The organism is Rhodococcus sp. 06-470-2, assembly GCF_002258235.1.
Classification (GTDB): domain Bacteria; phylum Actinomycetota; class Actinomycetes; order Mycobacteriales; family Mycobacteriaceae; genus Rhodococcoides.
Window position 1 is genome coordinate 574,647 of the sequence record NZ_NOYB01000010.1, and the last position, 17,880, is coordinate 592,526.

Annotated in this window: 22 protein-coding genes; 14 read left to right on the top strand and 8 right to left on the bottom strand. The window is 65.1% G+C overall.

Going from position 1 to position 17,880, the window contains the following annotated elements:
- Nucleotides 1-118 precede the first annotated feature (118 nt).
- The 3 genes from CH276_RS06095 to CH276_RS06105 all read left to right on the top strand — a co-directional run bounded on the left by CH276_RS06095 (nt 119) and on the right by CH276_RS06105 (nt 2,218).
- Nucleotides 119-574, top strand: a complete 456-nt coding sequence (locus tag CH276_RS06095) for a nuclear transport factor 2 family protein (protein ID WP_141214670.1) — start codon at nt 119-121, stop codon at nt 572-574.
- A 62-nt stretch (nt 575-636) separates the two neighbouring features.
- Nucleotides 637-1,233, top strand: a complete 597-nt coding sequence (locus CH276_RS06100) for a TetR/AcrR family transcriptional regulator (protein ID WP_141214671.1) — start codon at nt 637-639, stop codon at nt 1,231-1,233.
- Between the two features lie 118 nt (nt 1,234-1,351).
- Entirely contained in the window at nt 1,352-2,218 is an 867-nt protein-coding gene (locus CH276_RS06105) for an alpha/beta hydrolase (protein ID WP_176459123.1), read from the top strand.
- A 27-nt stretch (nt 2,219-2,245) separates the two neighbouring features.
- Here the strand turns inward: CH276_RS06105 and CH276_RS06110 are convergent, their stop codons facing one another.
- A complete protein-coding gene (locus CH276_RS06110; protein ID WP_094630366.1) occupies nt 2,246-2,860 on the bottom strand; it encodes an NAD(P)H-dependent oxidoreductase in 615 nt (204 codons plus the stop codon).
- Nucleotides 2,861-2,939: 79 nt separating this feature from the next.
- Between CH276_RS06110 and CH276_RS06115 the strand changes: the two genes are divergently transcribed.
- Entirely contained in the window at nt 2,940-3,515 is a 576-nt protein-coding gene (locus tag CH276_RS06115; protein ID WP_094630367.1) for a TetR/AcrR family transcriptional regulator, read from the top strand.
- An 8-nt stretch (nt 3,516-3,523) separates the two neighbouring features.
- On the opposite strand, the gene CH276_RS06120 is transcribed toward CH276_RS06115, so the two are convergent.
- The 3 genes from CH276_RS06120 to CH276_RS06130 are packed head-to-tail and all read right to left on the bottom strand — an operon-like array spanning nt 3,524 to nt 6,191.
- Nucleotides 3,524-4,315 (bottom strand): ABC transporter ATP-binding protein, encoded by a 792-nt coding sequence (locus CH276_RS06120; protein WP_094630368.1) that lies wholly within the window; start codon nt 4,313-4,315, stop codon nt 3,524-3,526.
- The gene (locus CH276_RS06125; protein WP_094630369.1) at nt 4,312-5,289 is read right to left on the bottom strand and encodes a FecCD family ABC transporter permease; all 978 of its coding nucleotides are present in this window, start codon (nt 5,287-5,289) and stop codon (nt 4,312-4,314) included. Before CH276_RS06125 ends, CH276_RS06120 begins: the two co-directional genes overlap by 4 nt.
- Nucleotides 5,286-6,191 (bottom strand): FecCD family ABC transporter permease, encoded by a 906-nt coding sequence (locus tag CH276_RS06130; RefSeq protein WP_094630370.1) that lies wholly within the window; start codon nt 6,189-6,191, stop codon nt 5,286-5,288. The genes CH276_RS06125 and CH276_RS06130 overlap by 4 nt, the downstream gene beginning before the upstream one ends.
- Nucleotides 6,192-6,304: 113 nt before the next feature.
- Here CH276_RS06130 and CH276_RS06135 point away from each other — a divergent pair, with 113 nt between their 5' ends.
- From CH276_RS06135 to CH276_RS06155, 6 genes are all read left to right on the top strand, one after another.
- Nucleotides 6,305-7,234 (top strand): ABC transporter substrate-binding protein, encoded by a 930-nt coding sequence (locus tag CH276_RS06135; protein ID WP_176459124.1) that lies wholly within the window; start codon nt 6,305-6,307, stop codon nt 7,232-7,234.
- A gap of 108 nt (nt 7,235-7,342) precedes the next feature.
- Nucleotides 7,343-7,456 carry a streptamidine family RiPP gene (gene amiA / locus CH276_RS28900; protein WP_254924168.1) on the top strand — a complete coding sequence of 38 codons (114 nt, stop codon included), beginning with the start codon at nt 7,343-7,345 and terminating at the stop codon, nt 7,454-7,456.
- Between the two features lie 52 nt (nt 7,457-7,508).
- Nucleotides 7,509-8,186 (top strand): hypothetical protein, encoded by a 678-nt coding sequence (locus CH276_RS06140; RefSeq protein ID WP_094630372.1) that lies wholly within the window; start codon nt 7,509-7,511, stop codon nt 8,184-8,186.
- Nucleotides 8,183-9,514: a CocE/NonD family hydrolase gene (locus tag CH276_RS06145; protein ID WP_094630373.1), complete on the top strand. Its 1,332-nt coding sequence runs from the start codon at nt 8,183-8,185 to the stop codon at nt 9,512-9,514. Before CH276_RS06140 ends, CH276_RS06145 begins: the two co-directional genes overlap by 4 nt.
- Nucleotides 9,511-10,869 (top strand): YcaO-like family protein, encoded by a 1,359-nt coding sequence (locus CH276_RS06150; RefSeq protein ID WP_094630374.1) that lies wholly within the window; start codon nt 9,511-9,513, stop codon nt 10,867-10,869. Before CH276_RS06145 ends, CH276_RS06150 begins: the two co-directional genes overlap by 4 nt.
- The gene (locus CH276_RS06155; RefSeq protein ID WP_176459125.1) at nt 10,866-12,092 is read left to right on the top strand and encodes an MFS transporter; all 1,227 of its coding nucleotides are present in this window, start codon (nt 10,866-10,868) and stop codon (nt 12,090-12,092) included. The genes CH276_RS06150 and CH276_RS06155 overlap by 4 nt, the downstream gene beginning before the upstream one ends.
- Here CH276_RS06155 and CH276_RS06160 read toward each other — a convergent pair.
- Nucleotides 12,069-12,785, bottom strand: a complete 717-nt coding sequence (locus CH276_RS06160) for a SagB family peptide dehydrogenase (protein WP_094630376.1) — start codon at nt 12,783-12,785, stop codon at nt 12,069-12,071. The genes CH276_RS06155 and CH276_RS06160 overlap by 24 nt on opposite strands.
- A gap of 71 nt (nt 12,786-12,856) precedes the next feature.
- Nucleotides 12,857-13,102, bottom strand: coding sequence for a hypothetical protein (locus CH276_RS06165; RefSeq protein WP_045196818.1), 246 nt, complete (start codon nt 13,100-13,102; stop codon nt 12,857-12,859).
- Between the two features lie 162 nt (nt 13,103-13,264).
- On the opposite strand from CH276_RS06165, the gene CH276_RS06170 reads away from it, so the two are divergent.
- The gene (locus CH276_RS06170; protein ID WP_094630377.1) at nt 13,265-13,795 is read left to right on the top strand and encodes a hypothetical protein; all 531 of its coding nucleotides are present in this window, start codon (nt 13,265-13,267) and stop codon (nt 13,793-13,795) included.
- Nucleotides 13,796-13,826: 31 nt separating this feature from the next.
- Here CH276_RS06170 and CH276_RS28905 read toward each other — a convergent pair whose 3' ends face one another.
- The gene (locus CH276_RS28905; RefSeq protein ID WP_254924171.1) at nt 13,827-13,955 is read right to left on the bottom strand and encodes a hypothetical protein; all 129 of its coding nucleotides are present in this window, start codon (nt 13,953-13,955) and stop codon (nt 13,827-13,829) included.
- 21 nt (nt 13,956-13,976) lie between these two features.
- Between CH276_RS28905 and CH276_RS06175 the strand changes: the two genes are divergently transcribed.
- The 3 genes from CH276_RS06175 to CH276_RS06185 are packed head-to-tail and all read left to right on the top strand — an operon-like array spanning nt 13,977 to nt 17,216.
- Nucleotides 13,977-15,449, top strand: a complete 1,473-nt coding sequence (locus tag CH276_RS06175; RefSeq protein ID WP_094630378.1) for a PepSY-associated TM helix domain-containing protein — start codon at nt 13,977-13,979, stop codon at nt 15,447-15,449.
- Nucleotides 15,446-16,000, top strand: a complete 555-nt coding sequence (locus CH276_RS06180) for a copper chaperone PCu(A)C (RefSeq protein ID WP_094630379.1) — start codon at nt 15,446-15,448, stop codon at nt 15,998-16,000. The genes CH276_RS06175 and CH276_RS06180 overlap by 4 nt, the downstream gene beginning before the upstream one ends.
- Nucleotides 15,993-17,216: a Dyp-type peroxidase gene (locus CH276_RS06185; RefSeq protein WP_094630380.1), complete on the top strand. Its 1,224-nt coding sequence runs from the start codon at nt 15,993-15,995 to the stop codon at nt 17,214-17,216. Before CH276_RS06180 ends, CH276_RS06185 begins: the two co-directional genes overlap by 8 nt.
- A gap of 21 nt (nt 17,217-17,237) precedes the next feature.
- Here CH276_RS06185 and CH276_RS06190 read toward each other — a convergent pair whose 3' ends face one another.
- Complete coding sequence (locus tag CH276_RS06190; RefSeq protein WP_052049660.1) at nt 17,238-17,840, bottom strand: TetR/AcrR family transcriptional regulator; 603 nt, start codon at nt 17,838-17,840, stop codon at nt 17,238-17,240.
- Nucleotides 17,841-17,880 lie beyond the last annotated feature (40 nt).

Sequence of the window (17,880 nt, forward strand, 5' to 3'; positions counted from 1 at the left end):
CTCGCGAAACATGATCATCTGCCGAACGTGACCGGCACCGGCACCAGACAGCGTGCTTCCCCTCGGTCGACCCGCGAACAATCGTCGCGGACAATACTGCAACACAGAAGGATTCGACGTGGCCGCAACCGTGGAGCAAGCCTCCTATGTCTTTCGTGAGTGGCACAAGCGCATCGGGGATCGAGACGCGCCCGCTCTGTCCGAGTTGTACGCCGCAGGTGCGGTTCTCGAAAGCCCCTTGGTTCCGGTGCTGTTCGATCTGCGATCCGGAATAGTCGAAGGACGAATCGCACTCGACAGCTTTCTGCAGGAGACCACGCGCCGGCGATCCGACGAGAACGAATCGCCGTCGCCGGACCGCGTGGGCATCTACACGTTCGACGGGCACCGTCTGGTCTGGGAACACCCGCGCCAGACGGCGAACGGCGACAAACTCGATCTCGTCGAGATCGTGGAGCTCGACGGACCCCTCATCTCGAGACATCGAATCTATTGGGACTGGCACGGCATCGGGCGCATCGATCCCGCCGAACGACCTCGAGTCACTCGAAGGAAGCGAAGCGGCCAGAGCTGAGGGTGTCCCTCGTGACGGTGGCGGTGCCCGATTTCGAGGCAGTTCTCCATACACTGAAGCCCGTGACTCGGGTGAGCGGTTTCCACGGCTCCGATCGTGCTCGGCTTCTGGCCGGTGGGGCGATCGAGCTGCTGGCTACCGACGGTGTGCACGGACTGACTCACCGTCGTCTCGACAAGGCGCTCGGTATCCCTCCCGGCTCCACCTCGAATGTCTTTCGTCGTCGCATCGATCTGCTGCGGGCCGCTCTCGATGCGCTCGTCGAGCAGGAAATGGTGGTCGTGTACGACGCTCTGGGCGATCGTGAGCCAGGGCCGTGGAGTGTGGACACCGCTGCCGAAGTATTCGCGGATGTGGTCGACGCGTGGCTGCTGCCGGCCAATCGCACTCTGCTCGTCGCGCGCTACACGCTGATTCTCGAGTCCTCACGATCCGACGAATTGGCACCGTTGTTGACCGCCGCGCGCAGTCGCTTCACCGCATTGGCGGAATTGCTCTGTGCCGCAGCCGGTGTCGGTTCCGAGGAGGCCTCCATCGATCCGGCGATTCAGCTTGTGGCCTGGGCGGACGGTGTGCTGTTAGCACACGTCACCGCTGGGGTCCGGGCACCGACGCGTGCTGATGTCGCGCAGGGAGTTCGCAGGTTGCTCGGTCTCTGACGACAACGTCGCGCTCGGATTTCGAACCGCGTTGGATGTCGTTCCCGTACGGTATGCAGAAACTACGATCGTAGTTTTCCGTCGATTCGGACGGGGGCGAACGGCCGAGGGGTGGACGATGATCGAGGAACAGACGACTTTCACGGTGGACGGTATCGAAGTAGCCGCAGTGTTGACTTTGCCCGAAGGAGAGAACGCCATGCGGTGCCCGGCGGTGTTCACGGCTCCTGGGTTCGCCGGAGTGAAGGAAATGCTGATACCGAACTACAGCGCAGACCTGGCCGCAGGTGGGGTGGCATCGCTCGCATTCGACTACCCGGGGTTCGGCGCAAGCGGAGGCGACGTACGCCAGCACATCGACCTACCTCAGCAGTTGCGGTCCTTCCATGCCGCGCTCGACGTACTGGCGCGCGACCCACGGATCGATTCCGACCGAATTGCCGTGTGGGGTACCAGCATGTCGGGAGGGCATGCCATTGCTGTGGCCGCGGACGATCCGCGAGTGAAGGCGGTTGCCGCGATCATCCCGTTCATCCGCCTCACTCCCACCGGCAATCTCGAGCTCGCACCGGTCATCGTTCGGGATGCGCTACGACGTCTGTTCCGTAGGCCGGGATTGACCATTCCGGCGGCGGGACGGCCGGGTGAGGTGGCGACGATGAACTCGGACGGAGCCTACGAATGGTCACAGGAGATGGCGCGCGGAGCGGAGAACTACCGCAACGAGGTGACCGTCGCTTCGCTACCGGCCATGTTGCGGTGGTCGACGCGCAAGGCGGCAGCCCGACTCACCGTTCCGGTTCTCGCGATACTCGCCGAATCCGACACCATCACTCCGCCCTCGCGAGTGCGCACAGCGTTCGCTGACGTCGACACGGTCGAGTACGTGTCCTACCCCGAATCGCACTTCGAGCTGTTCACCGATCACGCTGACGCAGTTCGTAAGTCGACGGTGGAGTGGTTGGTCGACAAGATCGGAGAATGACTTGCGCCGCCTGACGTGATGGGTCTTTCAGTGCACGAGGGCCTGCTGTCGGCCGGCCACTCGGGCGGCAATGGCAGAAGCGAGATCGGCGACCTCCGCAGAGAGAGCGTCGGGGGTCTTGGTATCGGTTTCGTGCAGGAAAGTCGTCGACCCCACTGTGGCACCGCAGTATTCGACGATACCGCGTTCGATCTGCGTGCGGAATGCGTCGTACACGCCGTGGCGCTCGAAGCTGTCGGCGTCGTCGCCGGCAAGGGAGACCAGGTGGACGGTGAGTCGATCCAGCTTCTTGACGATGCCGTAGTCGGCAGTGAGATCGTAGGCCCATCCGCTGACGAAGACGCGATCGATCCACCCTTTGAGCAGGGCAGGCATGGACCACCAGTACATCGGGAAGACCAGAACCAGGTGATCGGCGCGGTCGATTCTGTCCTGTTCGGCCCGCACGTCCGCGGGCGTGTTTCCCTTTCCCCGAAACAGATCGAGGTCGCCATCGGCGAACCGTGGGTCGAAGTTCTCCGCGGCGAGATCGGCCGTCTCGACGGCGTCACCTGCAGTGCGGATTGCGTCGGTCACGGATCGGACGACGTGGTGGGTCAGTGAGTCGGGGTCGGAATGGGAGACTACGACGAGTGCGGTCATGGCTGGTTCCTTCTGCGAGGCGAAACGGCTATGTACCAACAGTAGGTTACTATTCGTATATAGCGCAAGGAGGTGCCCGATGGCCCGGACGCGACTGTCTCGCTCCGACCGATACGACCAGTTGGTGGCGGTCTCCTGGGCTCTCGTGCGAGCGGAGGGGGCCGACGCTCTGACGCTCGGCCGACTCGCCGAACATGCCGGCGTCGCAAAACCCGTGGTGTACAGCCACTTCGCCTCGCGTGCAGAACTGTTGGCCGCACTGTTCACAGAATTCGACGACCGACAAACGGTCATGCTCGAGGAATCGCTCCGATCCGCGCCCGACTCGTTGAACGGACGCGCACAGGCCATCGCCGACTCGTACGTCGGCTGCGCGTTGGCGCAGGGGCGTGAGCTGACGGGTGTGCTGGCGGCACTGGAGGGCTCGCCCGAACTCGAACAGGTCAAGAGAACGGCCGAACGGGCGTACTCCGAACGATGCCGGTCGATTCTCGACCCGTACAGCGGATCCGGGGGTATCTCGGCACCGTCGATCACCGCTATCTTCGGTGCAGCGGAGGCGCTCTCTCAGGCGGCGGTATCCGGCACTCTCGCACCGGAGGACGCGACCGATGAATTGACCGAGTTGATCATCGCCGTCGTGGGAAAGCTCTGACCCGCAGCTCACTCGGCGATGAACATCGGCCTACCGACAACCGGGTCGGCCACCACTCGGGCGCGGATCTCGAATACGACTTCGAGCAGCGTCGGTGTCACGATGTCGCGCGGATGACCGTCGGCGACGATGACACCATCGCGCATGGCCACGATTCGATCGCAATACCGCGCTGCTTGATTGAGATCGTGCAGCACCATCACGACGGTCTTCCCCCGATTCGCGACCAGATCGACGACCAGCTCCATCACATCGATCTGATGACGCACGTCGAGGTACGTGGTGGGTTCGTCCAGTAGCAGTACTTCGGTTTCCTGCGCCAAAGCCATTGCTATCCACGTACGTTGACACTCCCCGCCGGAGAGCGAATCGACAGTTCGGTCGGCGAGGTGGAGGATTCCGGTCGAGGACATCGCTGTGTGCATGGCCTCGTCGTCGTGCCGTCTGAGCATCGACAGGGCACCGAGCCTCGGGTATCGACCCTGTTCGACGAGCTCTCGGACACGCAGCCCCTGCGGTGCGATTGCGGTCTGGGGCAGGATCGCGAGTCGTCGGGCTGTCTCGATCGACGACCGATCACGAAGAGGGGTGCCGTCCAGCCGTATCTGTCCGTGCCGAGGAGCCAAGACCCTGGCCAAGGCCATCAGCAACGTCGACTTGCCCGATCCGTTGGGGCCGACCAACGCGGTGACCGTTCCCTTCTCGATAGCGATGTCGAGGTGCTCCGAGACCGTCCGATTGCGATACCCGAGCCCGAGGTCGACGGCCTCGAGAATCGGTGTGGTGACGTAGCCCGTCATCGGGCGTCCTTTCTGATCAGCCAGATGAGATAGGGAGCGCCGACGAGTGCCGTCACGGCCCCGACCGGAAGCCCTGATACATCCGGTCCGCTGCCTGGGATGTCGATCGACGCACTGAAGGCGAGTAGGTCTGCGGAGGACAGCAACACGGCACCGCCGATCACGCTGACCGGAATCAATACTCTGTGGTCGCCGCCGAGCGCGGCCCGCGCGGCGTGAGGCGCGATCAAACCGACGAACGCGACGGCACCCGCGGCCGTGACGGCCGTTGCCGTTGCCAGTACCGCGATGGCGAGCAGCAACATTCGAGTCCTGTGGGGGCGAATCCCGAGGCCGGTGGACGTCGCGTCGCCCAGCACGAGCGCATTGGCGAGTGACGCACATAGAAGCCCGGCCGGTATCAAAATGATTGCCCAGGGCCACAGTCGATTCCAATCGTCGATAGTCCTGGCATTGAGAGAGCCGATCAGCCAGCGAAGGACCACCCCCATCGGTTGGGCATCGACGACGAGCAGCAGTGACGTCACCGCGGACAGGACAGCGCCGATCAGGATTCCCGCGACCGCCAGGGAGCGTCGGCCCAGGAGGTACAGAGCCAGTCCGGCGCCTGCGGCACCGAGTAGTGACGCCAGGGGCGCGGCACCGGAGGCAGGTAGCACCAGAATCGACAACACAACGCCCAGTGCCGCACCGGATCCCACGCCCGTGGTCGACGGTTCGGCCAGGGGATTGCGCATGACCGCTTGCAGCAACACGCCGGCCAGTGCCAGGAGTGCGCCGGCGACCAATCCGACGAGCACCCGTGGAAGGCGGTAGTTCCGGACGATGATCTCGTGTGCCCGTACCTCCGACGTGCCGGTCAGTACTCTGATAACCTCGGCCGCTCCGAGTTCGCTGCGCCCCGAGACGAGGTGAAGTATCACCAGGCCGGCGACGCACGTCATCGCGATCACCACGAGGTGACGAGCCTTCATCGCGTGGCGGCCTGTCTGTGCAGAGCGATCAGCAGTACCGGAACCCCGAGAAGAGTCGTCGTGATGCCTACGGGAATCTCGATCGGATACAGCATGATTCGCGACGCCAGATCGGCGGCAGCGAGCAGGAATGCGCCGATGACGGGCGTGAGCAGAAATACCCGCCGCGAACTGCTCGTGTGCAGAGCCCACCGAGCCAGATGTGGGGACAGCAACGCGACGTAGGCAACCGGACCGCACACCGATGCCACTGCGGCGGTGAGCGCAGCGGCACACACCAGTGCGATCAGCCGGGTCGGTACCACGGAGATGCCAAGTCCCGCAGCCACATCGTCGCCGAGTGCAAGGGCAGCGACCCGATGCCGCATGAGCAGAGCGAGCGGGATGAAGACGGCGAGCCAGGGTGCCGCGACACCGAGATGGGTCCACCCCCGCTCACCGAGACTGCCGAGCAGATACCGAAAGAGCAGTGGCAGGTTCCCTTCGGTGCCCAGGCTGACCAGCGCGATGACCAGTCCCGACGCGAGAGCGCTGACCGCAGCGCCGAGCAGTACCACTCGGTGCGGGTCGCTGGTCGGTCCGACGGTGGTGATCACCGCGATGCCGGCGACAGCTGCGCCGCACAATGCCAGATAGGGAAGAGCTGTGAGCGGCAACGGAATGGCAAACACGGCAACGGCCGTCATCGCGACAGCTGCACCGGAGGACACGCCGAGAATCTCCGGACCGGCAATCCTGTTGCGCAGTACATCCTGCATCAATGCGCCAGCCAGGCCGAGGGCCGCACCGCTCACCAGGCCCAACAGCACACGCGGCAGTCGAACGAGCGCAACGTGCCGATGGAGGGCATTCGACGGGTCGAGCACGGCGTGCAGCGCGCGCCGGATCGAGAGTCGGCTCACCCAGGCACAGGGCCAGCACCATCACGGCGACGCAGGCGCAGGTACCCGCAGCGTGGACCCCTTTATCGGTAATGGTTATCATTTCGGACACATCATTCTGCAAAGGAGTTCCCATGCGCAAGTTGTCCGGCTCTTCTCGATCGTTCGGCGCACTCGCACTCTCGGTGTTCGCGCTCGCAGCCTGCGGTACTGCCGATGCGGGCGACGTCGACGCGGCGTCTGCGGTCACGGTCACCGACGACAGCGGGACGGTGATCGAGCTCGATGCACCCGTCGAGCGAATCGCGTGTCTGACGCTCATGTGTGTCGACGCGTTGAAGGAGGTGGGCATGACCCCCGTCGCCTACCGTGAGGAACTTGCGGCCGATCCCCGCTATGCCGGCCCGGATGCCGACATGCGCAAGATCACGGGCGGATTCGGTGAAGAGAACGTCGAGGACATCGCGCTCTCGGAACCGGACCTCGTCATCGGACTCGGGGGAGTGCAGGACGGGTTGCGCGGTGCCGTCGAGGAAGTGGCACCGATGTACCTGGTGAACCCGACATCCTGGCGGGATTCGGTCGAATTCCTTCGCACCATAGGCCGTGTGACGGACCGGCAGCAGGAGGCGGACGCCGCTGCAGAGGCGTTCACCGCCGAGGTCGACGCGGCCGCGGGGAAGTGGAGTGGCCTCACGACGCTGTCGATGTACGGCGAACCGGGCAGTCTCGGAGTCGATTCCGTCGACACCCCCGTCGGCTCGCTTCTCGCGGAGGTCAGTGACTATCCGTGGCAGGCGGGAACCGATGCCTTCGCGACGGTATCGGTGGAGCAGATCGCGTCGGTGGATCCAGATGTGGTGTTCGCGCAGGCGTTTTCATCGGGCTCCGACAATGAGCCTCTCTCGGACCGGCTGGCGAGCAATCCGTTGTGGTCGGGTGTGGCGGCGGCCCGCAACGATCGGGTGATCGAGGTGGACGCCGGAGTATGGGCGACAGGGCGCGGAACGATCTCGTTGCGCATGGTGCTCGCCACTGTGACCGATGAGCTCGAAAGCTTGTAGTCCTTATTGAAAATCATTATCACTTGACGTAGGGTTGGACACCTCGACGATGTCGAGTCCATGGATCGGTTGCACCGCAACCGATTTGCCCATCGAAGAAGGAGAACCATGAACGACAACGAGCTGTTCCGTTCGATCCAGTCACCGGTATCCCTGGCGACGCACTCCGCGGGCCACAGCAACGCCCTGGTCGAGAATCCCTTCGAGGAAGCCGAGGACTGATCTCGGTGGGGTCTGCACACCACGATGTGCAGGCCCCGGCCGGGCCGTCGCCATGAAACTTGCACCCAGAACCGAACTGTACGAATCCGATTCGGGATTCGTGCTCCGCACCGCCGACGACGAACACTTCGCTCTTGCGCTCGACCGCGACGAATTCGACCAACTGGCACAAGCTTTGGCCGGCTCCGTGGCACCGGTGTCCGCGAAACCGAAGACGGCGCTGTCCGCGCTACTCACCGCAGGCCATGTCGTTCCCGATTCGTCGACCGAGGAGGTTGCGGTGCTCGGCTGCGGCTCTGTCGCGGCTGCGCTGGTGGGAATGCTGGGACGCGTCGGTAAGTCCACAGGGCATGCGGCGACTCGATCGATCTCCGTGAGTGACGACGGCGTCGAGTTTCTGGGGTCCGGTGGGTCGATCTCTTGTTTCCGTGACGGTAATCGTTACGTCGTTGTGCCCGAAGGGGTCCGGCTGACCGATGTGACGATGCGGCGCGCCGCCTCCCGTCGGAACAGGCAACGAATCGAGGACGGCTACGCCCCTCGCGCCGGCGGGCTGCGTCTGATCTCGTCGATCCATCCGGTGTCCGACGCGGCGGCCGAATTCGTGGCGGCTCAGGTTCTGGCGGAGGTCATCGATCCCACGGCCGACCATTGCGTGACGGCGATCGACCTCCATACGCTCCGGGTGACTCGGCACCCGATTCTGCCTGTACCGGAACCGCCTCGATGACGGGGCGCGAGTACATGATCGGGGGACTTCGTACCTTCGTCGTGAAGGCGCGGAGTCCGCGTGCCGTGCTGTCGATTCGCACTCCGTACAACAGCGAAGCTCACCTCGCCGAGGCTGCGGGCTGGGCCGCGCGCGGATTCACCACCGTCGTCCAGGACGTGCGCGGCCGATACGGCTCCACCGGGTCGTTTCACCCGTATCACGGTGAAGGGGCCGACGGCTTGGCCTGCATCGAGTGGATCACCGCACAAGCGTGGTGGTCGCAGGCCCCCTTCCTGTTCCTCTACGGCACGTCCTACGGAGCGCACTGTGCCACCGAAACGGCTCTCGCTGCAGCTGAAGTCGAGGGAATTGCCGGCGTATCGGTCGTCGTGCCCGCTCTGGGGATGGGGGAGACGGCGCGAAATCGAGACCGGGCCTTCTACCTGCAGTCGCGCCTCGGCTGGTGGTGCGAGCACGGCGATGCTGCCCACTCTCGCGAGAGTTCGGCATCGGCGGATCTGCTGGAGACGCTGCCGGTGTCCGACATCGGAGGCTCGTCGAGCCCCCCGATACCCTCGTGGCTCTCGGTCCTGGAGGCCGGCAGGTCGGATGCGGAACGCAGGAACCACGCCGCAGCACTACACTGTCCGCTGCTGGCGCAGGGTGGGACTGCGGACTGGTTCGGCCAGGACACCGTCGACCTCTGGTCGTCGTGGGGTGGCCCGTCGGCACTCGCCCTCGGACCGTGGGATCACTCGATGCGGGGGTCGGGTCGCGCCGAGCGCATGAGCGCATGGCTGGGTGCGGCGCTCGACGGTCGGCCGTGGACCGGAGCGCAGCTGTACGGACACCCCGGTGGTCCGTTGCGGCTGGAGACGTGGCCCACTGCCCGAGCGACGATCGAGCTGCCCGGTGGCAGCTTCGTCGCAGATCCTCTGCAGCCCTTCCCTTCCTGTACACCCAGCACCGATGTTCGTGGACTGGCGACACGCTCGGATTGCCTTGCCCGTCCGGTGCCGTGGCGAGCCGGAGCCGTTGTCGGAACTCCCGTGGTGCGCGTCGACAGCGGCGACTGCGACCGGCATTGGGGCGCGATACTCGTCGTCCACCGGCGCGGCGGCGAGGTGGAGCAACTGACTCACGGCATGTCCCTCGACTCCGTCGTGCATCTCGCGCCGCTGTCCACACACATTCACGAGGGAGAGGAACTGACACTGATGATCTCGGCCCACGCCTTCCCGCGATATGCCCGCGATCTGCACACCGACGACGATCATCTGTACGGAACCCGAGCGGTGCCGATGCAACGTACCGTGCGCGGCATCGAGTTGGAGATGCCTGTATGAGCGATGTCTCCTTCCGCGTAGACGATCTGGTCGACCCCTTCACCGGATTGATCCGTGCGCTGCATCCGGTCGAGAGGCTCGACGGGATGCCGGAACGGTACGTCGGACTGACGGCGGAGATCGCCGATACCCGTGCGCTCGGACAGTGGCCGTGCGACTTGGTGTCGCTCGGTACCACCTTCGCGGATCCCGCAGGGGCCCGTATTGCGGCGATCGGCGAGGCAGTGGAACGGTACTGCGGAAACTACGTACCGAACACGCTGCGCTACGCAACTCCCGCAGAACTGCGCGCCGAGGGTGTTCGCCATTGGGGGATCGAGACATTCGAGTTCTTCGCGCCCTGGCAGCTGAACTCTGAAGGCTTTCCGTTCGAGCGTTTCACCGAGAACTCACGAGTCGCCTGGGTCGACGGGACATCGGACGACGGGGCGTGTGTCGCAGTTCCGGCCTCGTACGTGTACCTCAACTGGCGCGGCGGATCTCGCAGGAAGGACCCGTGGATTCATCATCTGAACTACGCCGGCATCGCCACCGGACAGGGGCTCGACGACGCGGCCACACGTGGACTGCTCGAGCTCGTGGAGCGAGATTCGCTGTCGCTCTGGTGGCACTTGAACCTGCCTGCGCGGGGTATAGATCCGGCATCGGTGCCTGGACTCACGGCAGACCTCGGCGATTCACGACTGCGGTGTCATCTCCTCGAGCTGCCATCGTACTTCGGAGTTCCGGTGGTAGCGGCCGTTGTTCACGATCTCGAACTCGGAATCGTCGCAGGCGGCTTCTCGGCGAAGCTGGACCCGGTCGAGACGGCACGCAAGGCCGTTCTCGAAGCGATCCACAGTTGGGTCTTCACCCGAGGGCTGGTCGAGGCAGACGGCTGGGTGTTCGGGTCGATGCGCGCCGGGGTGCTGTCGCCGGGTCTCTACCTGGACCACCGCGTCGATCGCAGCTACCTCGATGCCGCTGGAGCGCGCAGTGAACACGTCCGCGACCTGGGCGCACAAGCCCAGGTATGGCTCGATCCCCGTACTCAGGCCGCGTATCTTCCCCGCTTCACGAATCCGGCGGAGACGGTATCGATAGACGAGCTTCCCCGCGGCACCGCCGACGGTATGCGGAGCGCGCTCGCGGTAGCGGGCCACGAGGTGGTCGTCTGCGACATCACCACCTCGGACGTGGCGTCGACGCCACTGAGGGTGGCCCGGGTCTGTGCCTCTGGCTTGATTCCCAACGCCCCGGCCGCATTTCCCTACTTCGGGCTACCCCGATGGCGCGACATCGCTCGGCAGCACGCGCCCGATTGCTACCCGACCGATCCGAACACACTGCTGCTGGCTCCGCCTCCGAGCCTGTGACCGCCTTTCGACGCTTCGTCCTTGCGCGTGCAGTCGCCTGGATCGGCAACGCGATGTCCACGGTGGCCGTGCCGATGCTGGTCTATCAGCTGAGCGGCTCGCCGCTCCTCTCCGGTGTCGCCTTCGCAGTGGAGTCGTTGCCCTACCTGATGTTCGGACTGATCGCAGGTGCGCTCGCCGACAGGTACGACCGGCGCGCAGTCCTGCTCGCCGCTCAACTCGGCAGTGCTATGGCTCTGGCCAGTATTCCGGCGGCCCACATGATCGCGTCGGTGACCGTTGCACACCTGATGATCGTTGCGTTCGCCGTGTCGACGCTGTTCGTCTTCTTCGATGCAGCGTCCTTCGGCGTCGTACCGGCCTTGGTGGGACGCCATCGAATCGCGGACGCGACAGGCACACTGGTCAGCGTCGGGACGGTGATCGGGATCGCGGGCCCGTTGCTCGGTGGTATCGCCGCGACGACGCTGGGGCCGCCGGGTGCCATCGCGATCGACGCACTGTGCTTTCTCGTCGCGACGGTGGTCACCTCGACGATCGCGATACCCGTGAGCGCCGCGTCGGCTCGGGGCGGTTCCGATCTCGGCAGGTCGATCGTCGAGGGTGTGGCATTCATTCGGCGGCACCGCGTGGTGCGGGCACTGACTGCGGTCGGCGTCGGGGTGAGCATCGCCAACGGTGTGGTGGTGGGACTGATGGTGGTCGTCGGCGTTCGGCAGCTCGGTCTCGCCGCCGAGGATGCGAGAATCGGATCACTTTATGCAGCAACGGCTCTCGGAGCATTCCTCATCAGTCTGGTCAGTGCACGAATTCAACGGGTGCTCGGGACCGGCGTGATCACGTTCCTCGGCTTGGTGGTGGCCTTCCTGTCGATGCTGGCGTGGTCCGTCACGGGCGCACTCGCTGTGTCTCTACTGCTCCTGATCGTCTATCAGGCCGCCAACACCATGATCGTCGTCAACGGCATCGTGGTTCGTCAGTCCGTCACGCCCGACCACCTGCAGTCCCGGGTGAACACCACGGCGCGGATGATCGCGATGGGTGGAACTCCCTTCGGAGCTGCGGCAGGCGGCGCCGTTGCCGATATGTTCGGCGTGACCGCGGCCGTCGTGCTCGGAGCGGGCGCGCTCGCTCTTGCGGGGGCGGTAGCCCTGCGGCTCGGGGTGCCGCGGCTACCGTTGCTCGCCGTCCTCGCCGAGTCAGCCGAGCGCGAAAGCCAGTAACGGAACGGACAGTCGGTCCAGGCGGAGCAAGTGCGAGAGCTCTTCGTCGTAGAAGCCCGAGATTGCACAGCACGCCGATTCGAGTGCAGTCGCGACCAAATACAGGTTCTGTGCGGCGATGCCGGCGTCGATGTGAAGGGTGCGATAGTGGCGTTCGCTGTATTTGATCAGGGTTCGGTCGAGGCGTCCGACGAGAATCACGACGAAGGGTGCCCGCTGCGCGAATTGTGGCTGCACGAGGCATGATTCGAGTGCGTCGACGCACGGTCCGGTGCCGGTTCTGCTCAGAACGTGTCGATGTGGATCGAAAAGGTAGGTCCCCGGACCGATCTCACCTGTACCGCGGAGGACCACGAGATGAAGGTCGATCGAATCGAGACCGCCTGCCGTCGGATTCATCCGGAAGGTGTGTGGCCTGCCGTCCGGCCGCTCGGTAGTTCGACCGGGCCCCGCTGCCGACCGGAGAAGAGTCGAGAGCCGCAGCGCGTCCATGTCCGCGAATCGGTAGTGCGACCGGCGGTCGCGCAGTGCTGTGCGGAGCGGCATCGGTGGGAGTGGCGGCGGCGACGGCAGAACACATGTCCCGTTGGCTGCGGGGACGGTCGGAAGGCCCGATCCGGTGCCGCGATCGACGAGGCGTCGGTGCACATCATGGACGCGCGCAACCGTGGAATCGAACGAATCTTCGGCCATGGAGCTGGACCCTAATCCAATACGGTAATCAGTGTCGATAAGGCGTCGAATGTTTCGATCGGCGGCCGTTCCTACGGGCGGTGCACGGCGGGGAATCGGTTGCGCAACGCATCGAGCTGGCGGTGCAGCTCGTAGAGCGACTGCTTCTGAGTCTGCGCTTCGTCGCTGTGCCACACGTGGCTGCGGGAATCGCCGACGCGCAGGGCTTTGCGGGCGAGTTGCTCGGAGTCCTCGATGCGACTCGACGCGGCCGCGATCTCGGCGGTCAGCATGTCGGCGAACACCCTCGCCTGAGCCGCGTCCGAATTCTCTGCCATGTGCGACCACTCTCGATCTCGCGGCTCGACCGTTGATCGTTCGAGTACCGATGATCAGGATAACCAACTGTAAAAAGACCGCTGGACCGGCTTTGGTGTAACGGGAGCGTCGCTGCCGTGCCCGAACTACTACTCGGTGTAGTCGGTAGTAAGCTCCCGTCCATGTCCGAGCCGACGGAAGGATTCGCGCCTCTGCGCGGTGCCTCCGTGGGCGGACTCTCGGCGCTGGTCACCGCCTGGGCGCACACCGTCGGCGGCGGGATGGCCCCGTCCGATGCGTCGATCGTGCTGCTGGCGCTGGTGTGCTCGGCCGTCGGATACGCAACCGCGGTGGCACCGACGGGGGCTGCACCGCGCACTCGACTGCTGGTCGTTCTCGCTGCGGCCCAGTCGATCGGCCATCTACTGCTCACCGTCGTCGACAGTCACCATCACGGTCCCATGATCACCGAGCAGATGTTCGCGGCCCACGTGGTCGCCATCCTGGTCGGTGCCCTGGCCATCAGGGGTGCAGAACTCGGCATCCGACGCGCGGTGACCTCGCTGGGCAGGGCTCTCCCACTACTGGCCGCCCTCGTCGTCGACGACAAGCGCATCGCCCCGCCACTGCCGGTGTACCGGATTCCGGGATCACCGCGACTTCTCGACCTTTCTGGCTGCGGAAACCGCGGGCCACCGGCTCGAACTGCCTGAGCACAACCCACCGTCACACCCTCCCTGCTCGTCAGGCGTCGGGTAGTGCGTTGTTGCCGCATTCGATCCTGTACTTCGCACTGTCGTCGATTCGCGCCGTCCGCGCACGGCTCGATCCGTCGTGCGATGCCACCTCGCGCACATCCGCGCGCCCAGTCATGCCTTCACGAAAGAAGTCCTCGTGTCCACACCGGAAATGGAACGCGTCGCCGATCCTTCCCCTCCCACCCGTCCGACCAGCCCCCGCAGTTGGCGTCCGCTGATCCTGCGGCTGCACTTCTACGCGGGCATCCTCGTCGCACCGTTCATCCTGATCGCCACCATCAGCGGCGGGCTGTACGCCGTCGCACCGACCATCGAACAACTCCTGTATCGGGACTACCTGCACGTCGACCCCACCGGCCCGGCCGTACCGGTGGCGGATCAGATCCGAGCTGCGCAGGCAGAACAACCCGACCTCACCTTCGCCGCAGTGCGACCGGCCACCGACCCCGGCGACACCACCCGGGTGATGTTCACCGACCCCTCCCTCGGTGAATCGAAGCGGCTGGCCGTCTTCGTCGATCCCTCGACCGCGACGTCCGTGGGCGAGTCGACGGTGTACGGCTCCTCCGGCGCGTTACCTCTACGCACCTGGATTTCCGAACTCCACCGCCACCTGCACCTGGGTGAGCCCGGTCGGCTCTACAGCGAACTCGCCGCATCGTGGCTGTGGGTGATCGCGCTCGGCGGGCTCTACCTGTGGGTCGAGCGCTACCGGCGCAACCGCGACAAAACCAGGCTGCTGACCTTCGATCGAAAATCCAAAGGCCGCAACAGGTCTTTGAACTGGCATGGTGTGGCGGGCATCTGGATCGCCGTCGGTCTGGTATTTCTCTCCGCCACCGGACTCACGTGGTCCACCTACGCGGGGGAGAACGTCACCGAGCTGCGTTCGGCATTGAGCTGGACCACACCCGCCATCACCGAGACCATCGGCTCTTCCGACGCCGCGACGCCCGATCATTCCGGTCACGGCGGGCATTCGATGGACATGGCGGCCGACGCGTCGACGACGAACAGCAATGTCGGACGCATCGATTCGGTCCTCGACATCGCGAAGGCCAACGGTATCGACGGGGCCGTGGAGGCGTCGATCCCAGCGTCGGACGACGCAGCGTTCGTCGTCGCCGAAACCCGTCAGCCCTGGCTGATGTCGAACAATTCCATCTCGATCGACGGCAGCACCGGCACGGTTGTCGACACCCTGTACTTCTCCGACTGGCCGCTCGCGGCCAAGCTGGCTGCCTGGGGTATTCAACTGCACATGGGAACGCTGTTCGGTGTGGCCAATCAGCTGGCCCTGCTCGCACTTTCAGTTGCGCTGGCATCGGTCATCGTGCGCGGCTACATGATGTGGTGGAAGCGCCGGCCCACCAAGGCAACCGGTCTCACTGCGGGCCGGCCACCTCTGCGCGGCGGTCTTCGCCGTATCTCGCCGCTCTCCGTCGCCGTCTTGGCGGTCGTCGCCGTCGCAGTCGGCTGGTTCGTCCCACTCCTCGGGCTGAGCCTGGTGGCCTTCCTCGCTGTCGACGTCGTGCTCGGCTCGATTCGTCGAGCACGGACCAGAACCGCCAATGCTGCTGCCTCTCGACACGAAAGCGAACTCGCATGAATATCACCCGTCGCACCTCGACCTTGTTGGCCGCCGTGTCGGTCACCGGTCTGATCCTCACCGGATGTTCCAGCAACGAGTCGGCCGCCGCGGCGAAGGAGTCCGATTCCGTTGTCGTCCGCGAGCAGTGGGTCAAAGCCGCCGACTCCGGTATGACCGCGGCGTTCGCCGAATTGCAGAACACCGGCGACTCCGATGTGCACGTGGTCGGTGCGTCGTCGCCGGCGTCGAGCACAATGGAACTGCACGAGATGGCAACCGGGGCCGACGGAGCGATGGTGATGCGTCCGAAGGAGGGCGGCTTCGTCATTCCGGCGGGCGGAACGCATGTGCTCGCCGCGGGCGGCGACCATTTGATGCTCATGGATGTGACCTCTCCGCTCACTCCAGGAGCCGACGCAGAGTTCACCCTCGAGTTCGAGGATGCGTCGACTGCGACGTTCACCGCCCAGGTCAGGGACTTCTCCGGGGCCCAGGAGAACTACGAGCCCGGCACCATGGGCGTGAACACGGACGGGTCGGCGACCCCTGCGCCGACGCACGGTGGCTGAGAACGAGAACCGGTCCCCACGCTCGCTGAGCCGGCGACGCCTCCTCGGTGGAGGCGTCGCCGCGCTCGGCGTCGCGGGCGTGGGAGCAGCGACCGGTTACGGAGTCTTCGGCAACCATGCGGCCGAGACGACCACCGGAGCCGACACGGTGCCGTGGCGCGGCATTCATCAAGCCGGGATCGATACCGTTCCGCCGCAGGCACACTCGACGTTCGTCGGTCTGAATCTGCAGGATCGTGTCGGACGCGACGAGCTGATCGGGATTCTGAAGGTCTGGACCGAGGACATCGGACGGCTCACTGCCGGTGCACCCGCGCTGGCCGATACCGAGGCGGAATTGGCACTTCGACCGGCGCGTCTGACGGTGACGGTCGGACTCGGCCCCGGTGTGTTCGATGCGATCGGTCTGCCGGATCGGCGCCCAACGTGGCTGGCGCCGCTTCCTGCGTTCGGAATCGACCGTCTGGAACCGGGATTCACCGGTGGAGATCTGTTGCTGCAGGTGTGCTCGGACGATCCTGTGACCGTTGCGCACGCAGTGCGGGTACTCGCCAAGAACGTTCGGTCGTTGGTGACGATCGCCTGGATGCAGCGCGGGTTCCGCCGTTCGCGGGGTACCGAGGAATCGGGCACCACGATGCGCAATCTGATGGGCCAGGTCGACGGCACGGTCAATCCGGCGGCCGGAAGTACGGACTTCGACGGTCTGGTCTGGGACGACGGCAGCGAGCAGCCCTGGATGCAGCACGGAACGTCGATGGTGTTGCGACGCATTCGAATCGAGATGGATACCTGGGACGAATTGGACCGACCCGGCCGCGAGTTGTCGGTGGGGCGAACTCTCGACACCGGTGCGCCGTTGACCGGAACCGACGAGTTCGAAGAGGCCGATTTCGACGTGACCGATCGATTCGGCATTCCGGTCATCCCACCGTCCTCGCACATCGCTCGGGCGCGGCACACTCACGACGGCGAGCGAATCTTCCGGCGGGCGTACAACTACGACGACCCACCTGCTCCCGGCTCGGTGTCGAACTCCGGGCTGCTGTTCGCAAGCTATCAGCGCGATGTGCTCACCCAGTTCCTCCCGATTCAGCGGCGCCTCGCCGAATTCGATGCGCTCAACGAATGGACGACACCCATCGGGTCCGCGGTGTTCGCCGTGCTGCCGGGAGTGGTCGACGACGGCTATCTGGGCCGGAGCCTGCTCGAGTGACGGCCCGACACACGGGTGCGCTCAGAAAGAGGTCGCCAGGGCGACGCCGAGCGCGGTCAGTGTGTCGACGAACTCCACTTCGGTGAAGTCCAGATCGCCGCGAAGCCACCGGTCGAGTAGCTCGGTCGTCCCTGCCACCATCAGGACGGTCGCTGCCTCGGCCCGTGGGTTCGCGGGGTCGGCGTCGAGCACTGCTCGCATCAGCAGTGGTGTGAACGTGTCGACCATCTGTCGGCGTCGCGCCTCGAGTGCGGGATTGGCCGACGCCGAGGTGTACAGCAGGGACGACCGTGGATCGGCGGTGAGCGCGCGCACCAGAACGGCTGCAGTCTGGGCGACGCGGTCCGAGGTCGACCCCTGTTCCTGCACAATCTCTTCGAGAGCAGTTCCCACGGTGTCGATCACGTCGTCGAGAGCGCTCACCAGAATGGCGTCGCGGTCTCCGAAACTTTCGTAGAAGTACCTCTTGGACAGGCCGGCGCGCGCACAGATGCCGTCGACCGTGACGGCGGCGACACCGGACTCCGCAACCACGTCGAGGCAGGCGTCGAGCAGTTTCTCGCGGCGCTCGCGGCGACGTTTGTCTGCGGCGACACCTCGGTAGGGGCGAACGACCGGCGGCATGACTACATCTTGACACGGGGGTGTGCCCAGTAGTGTCGCG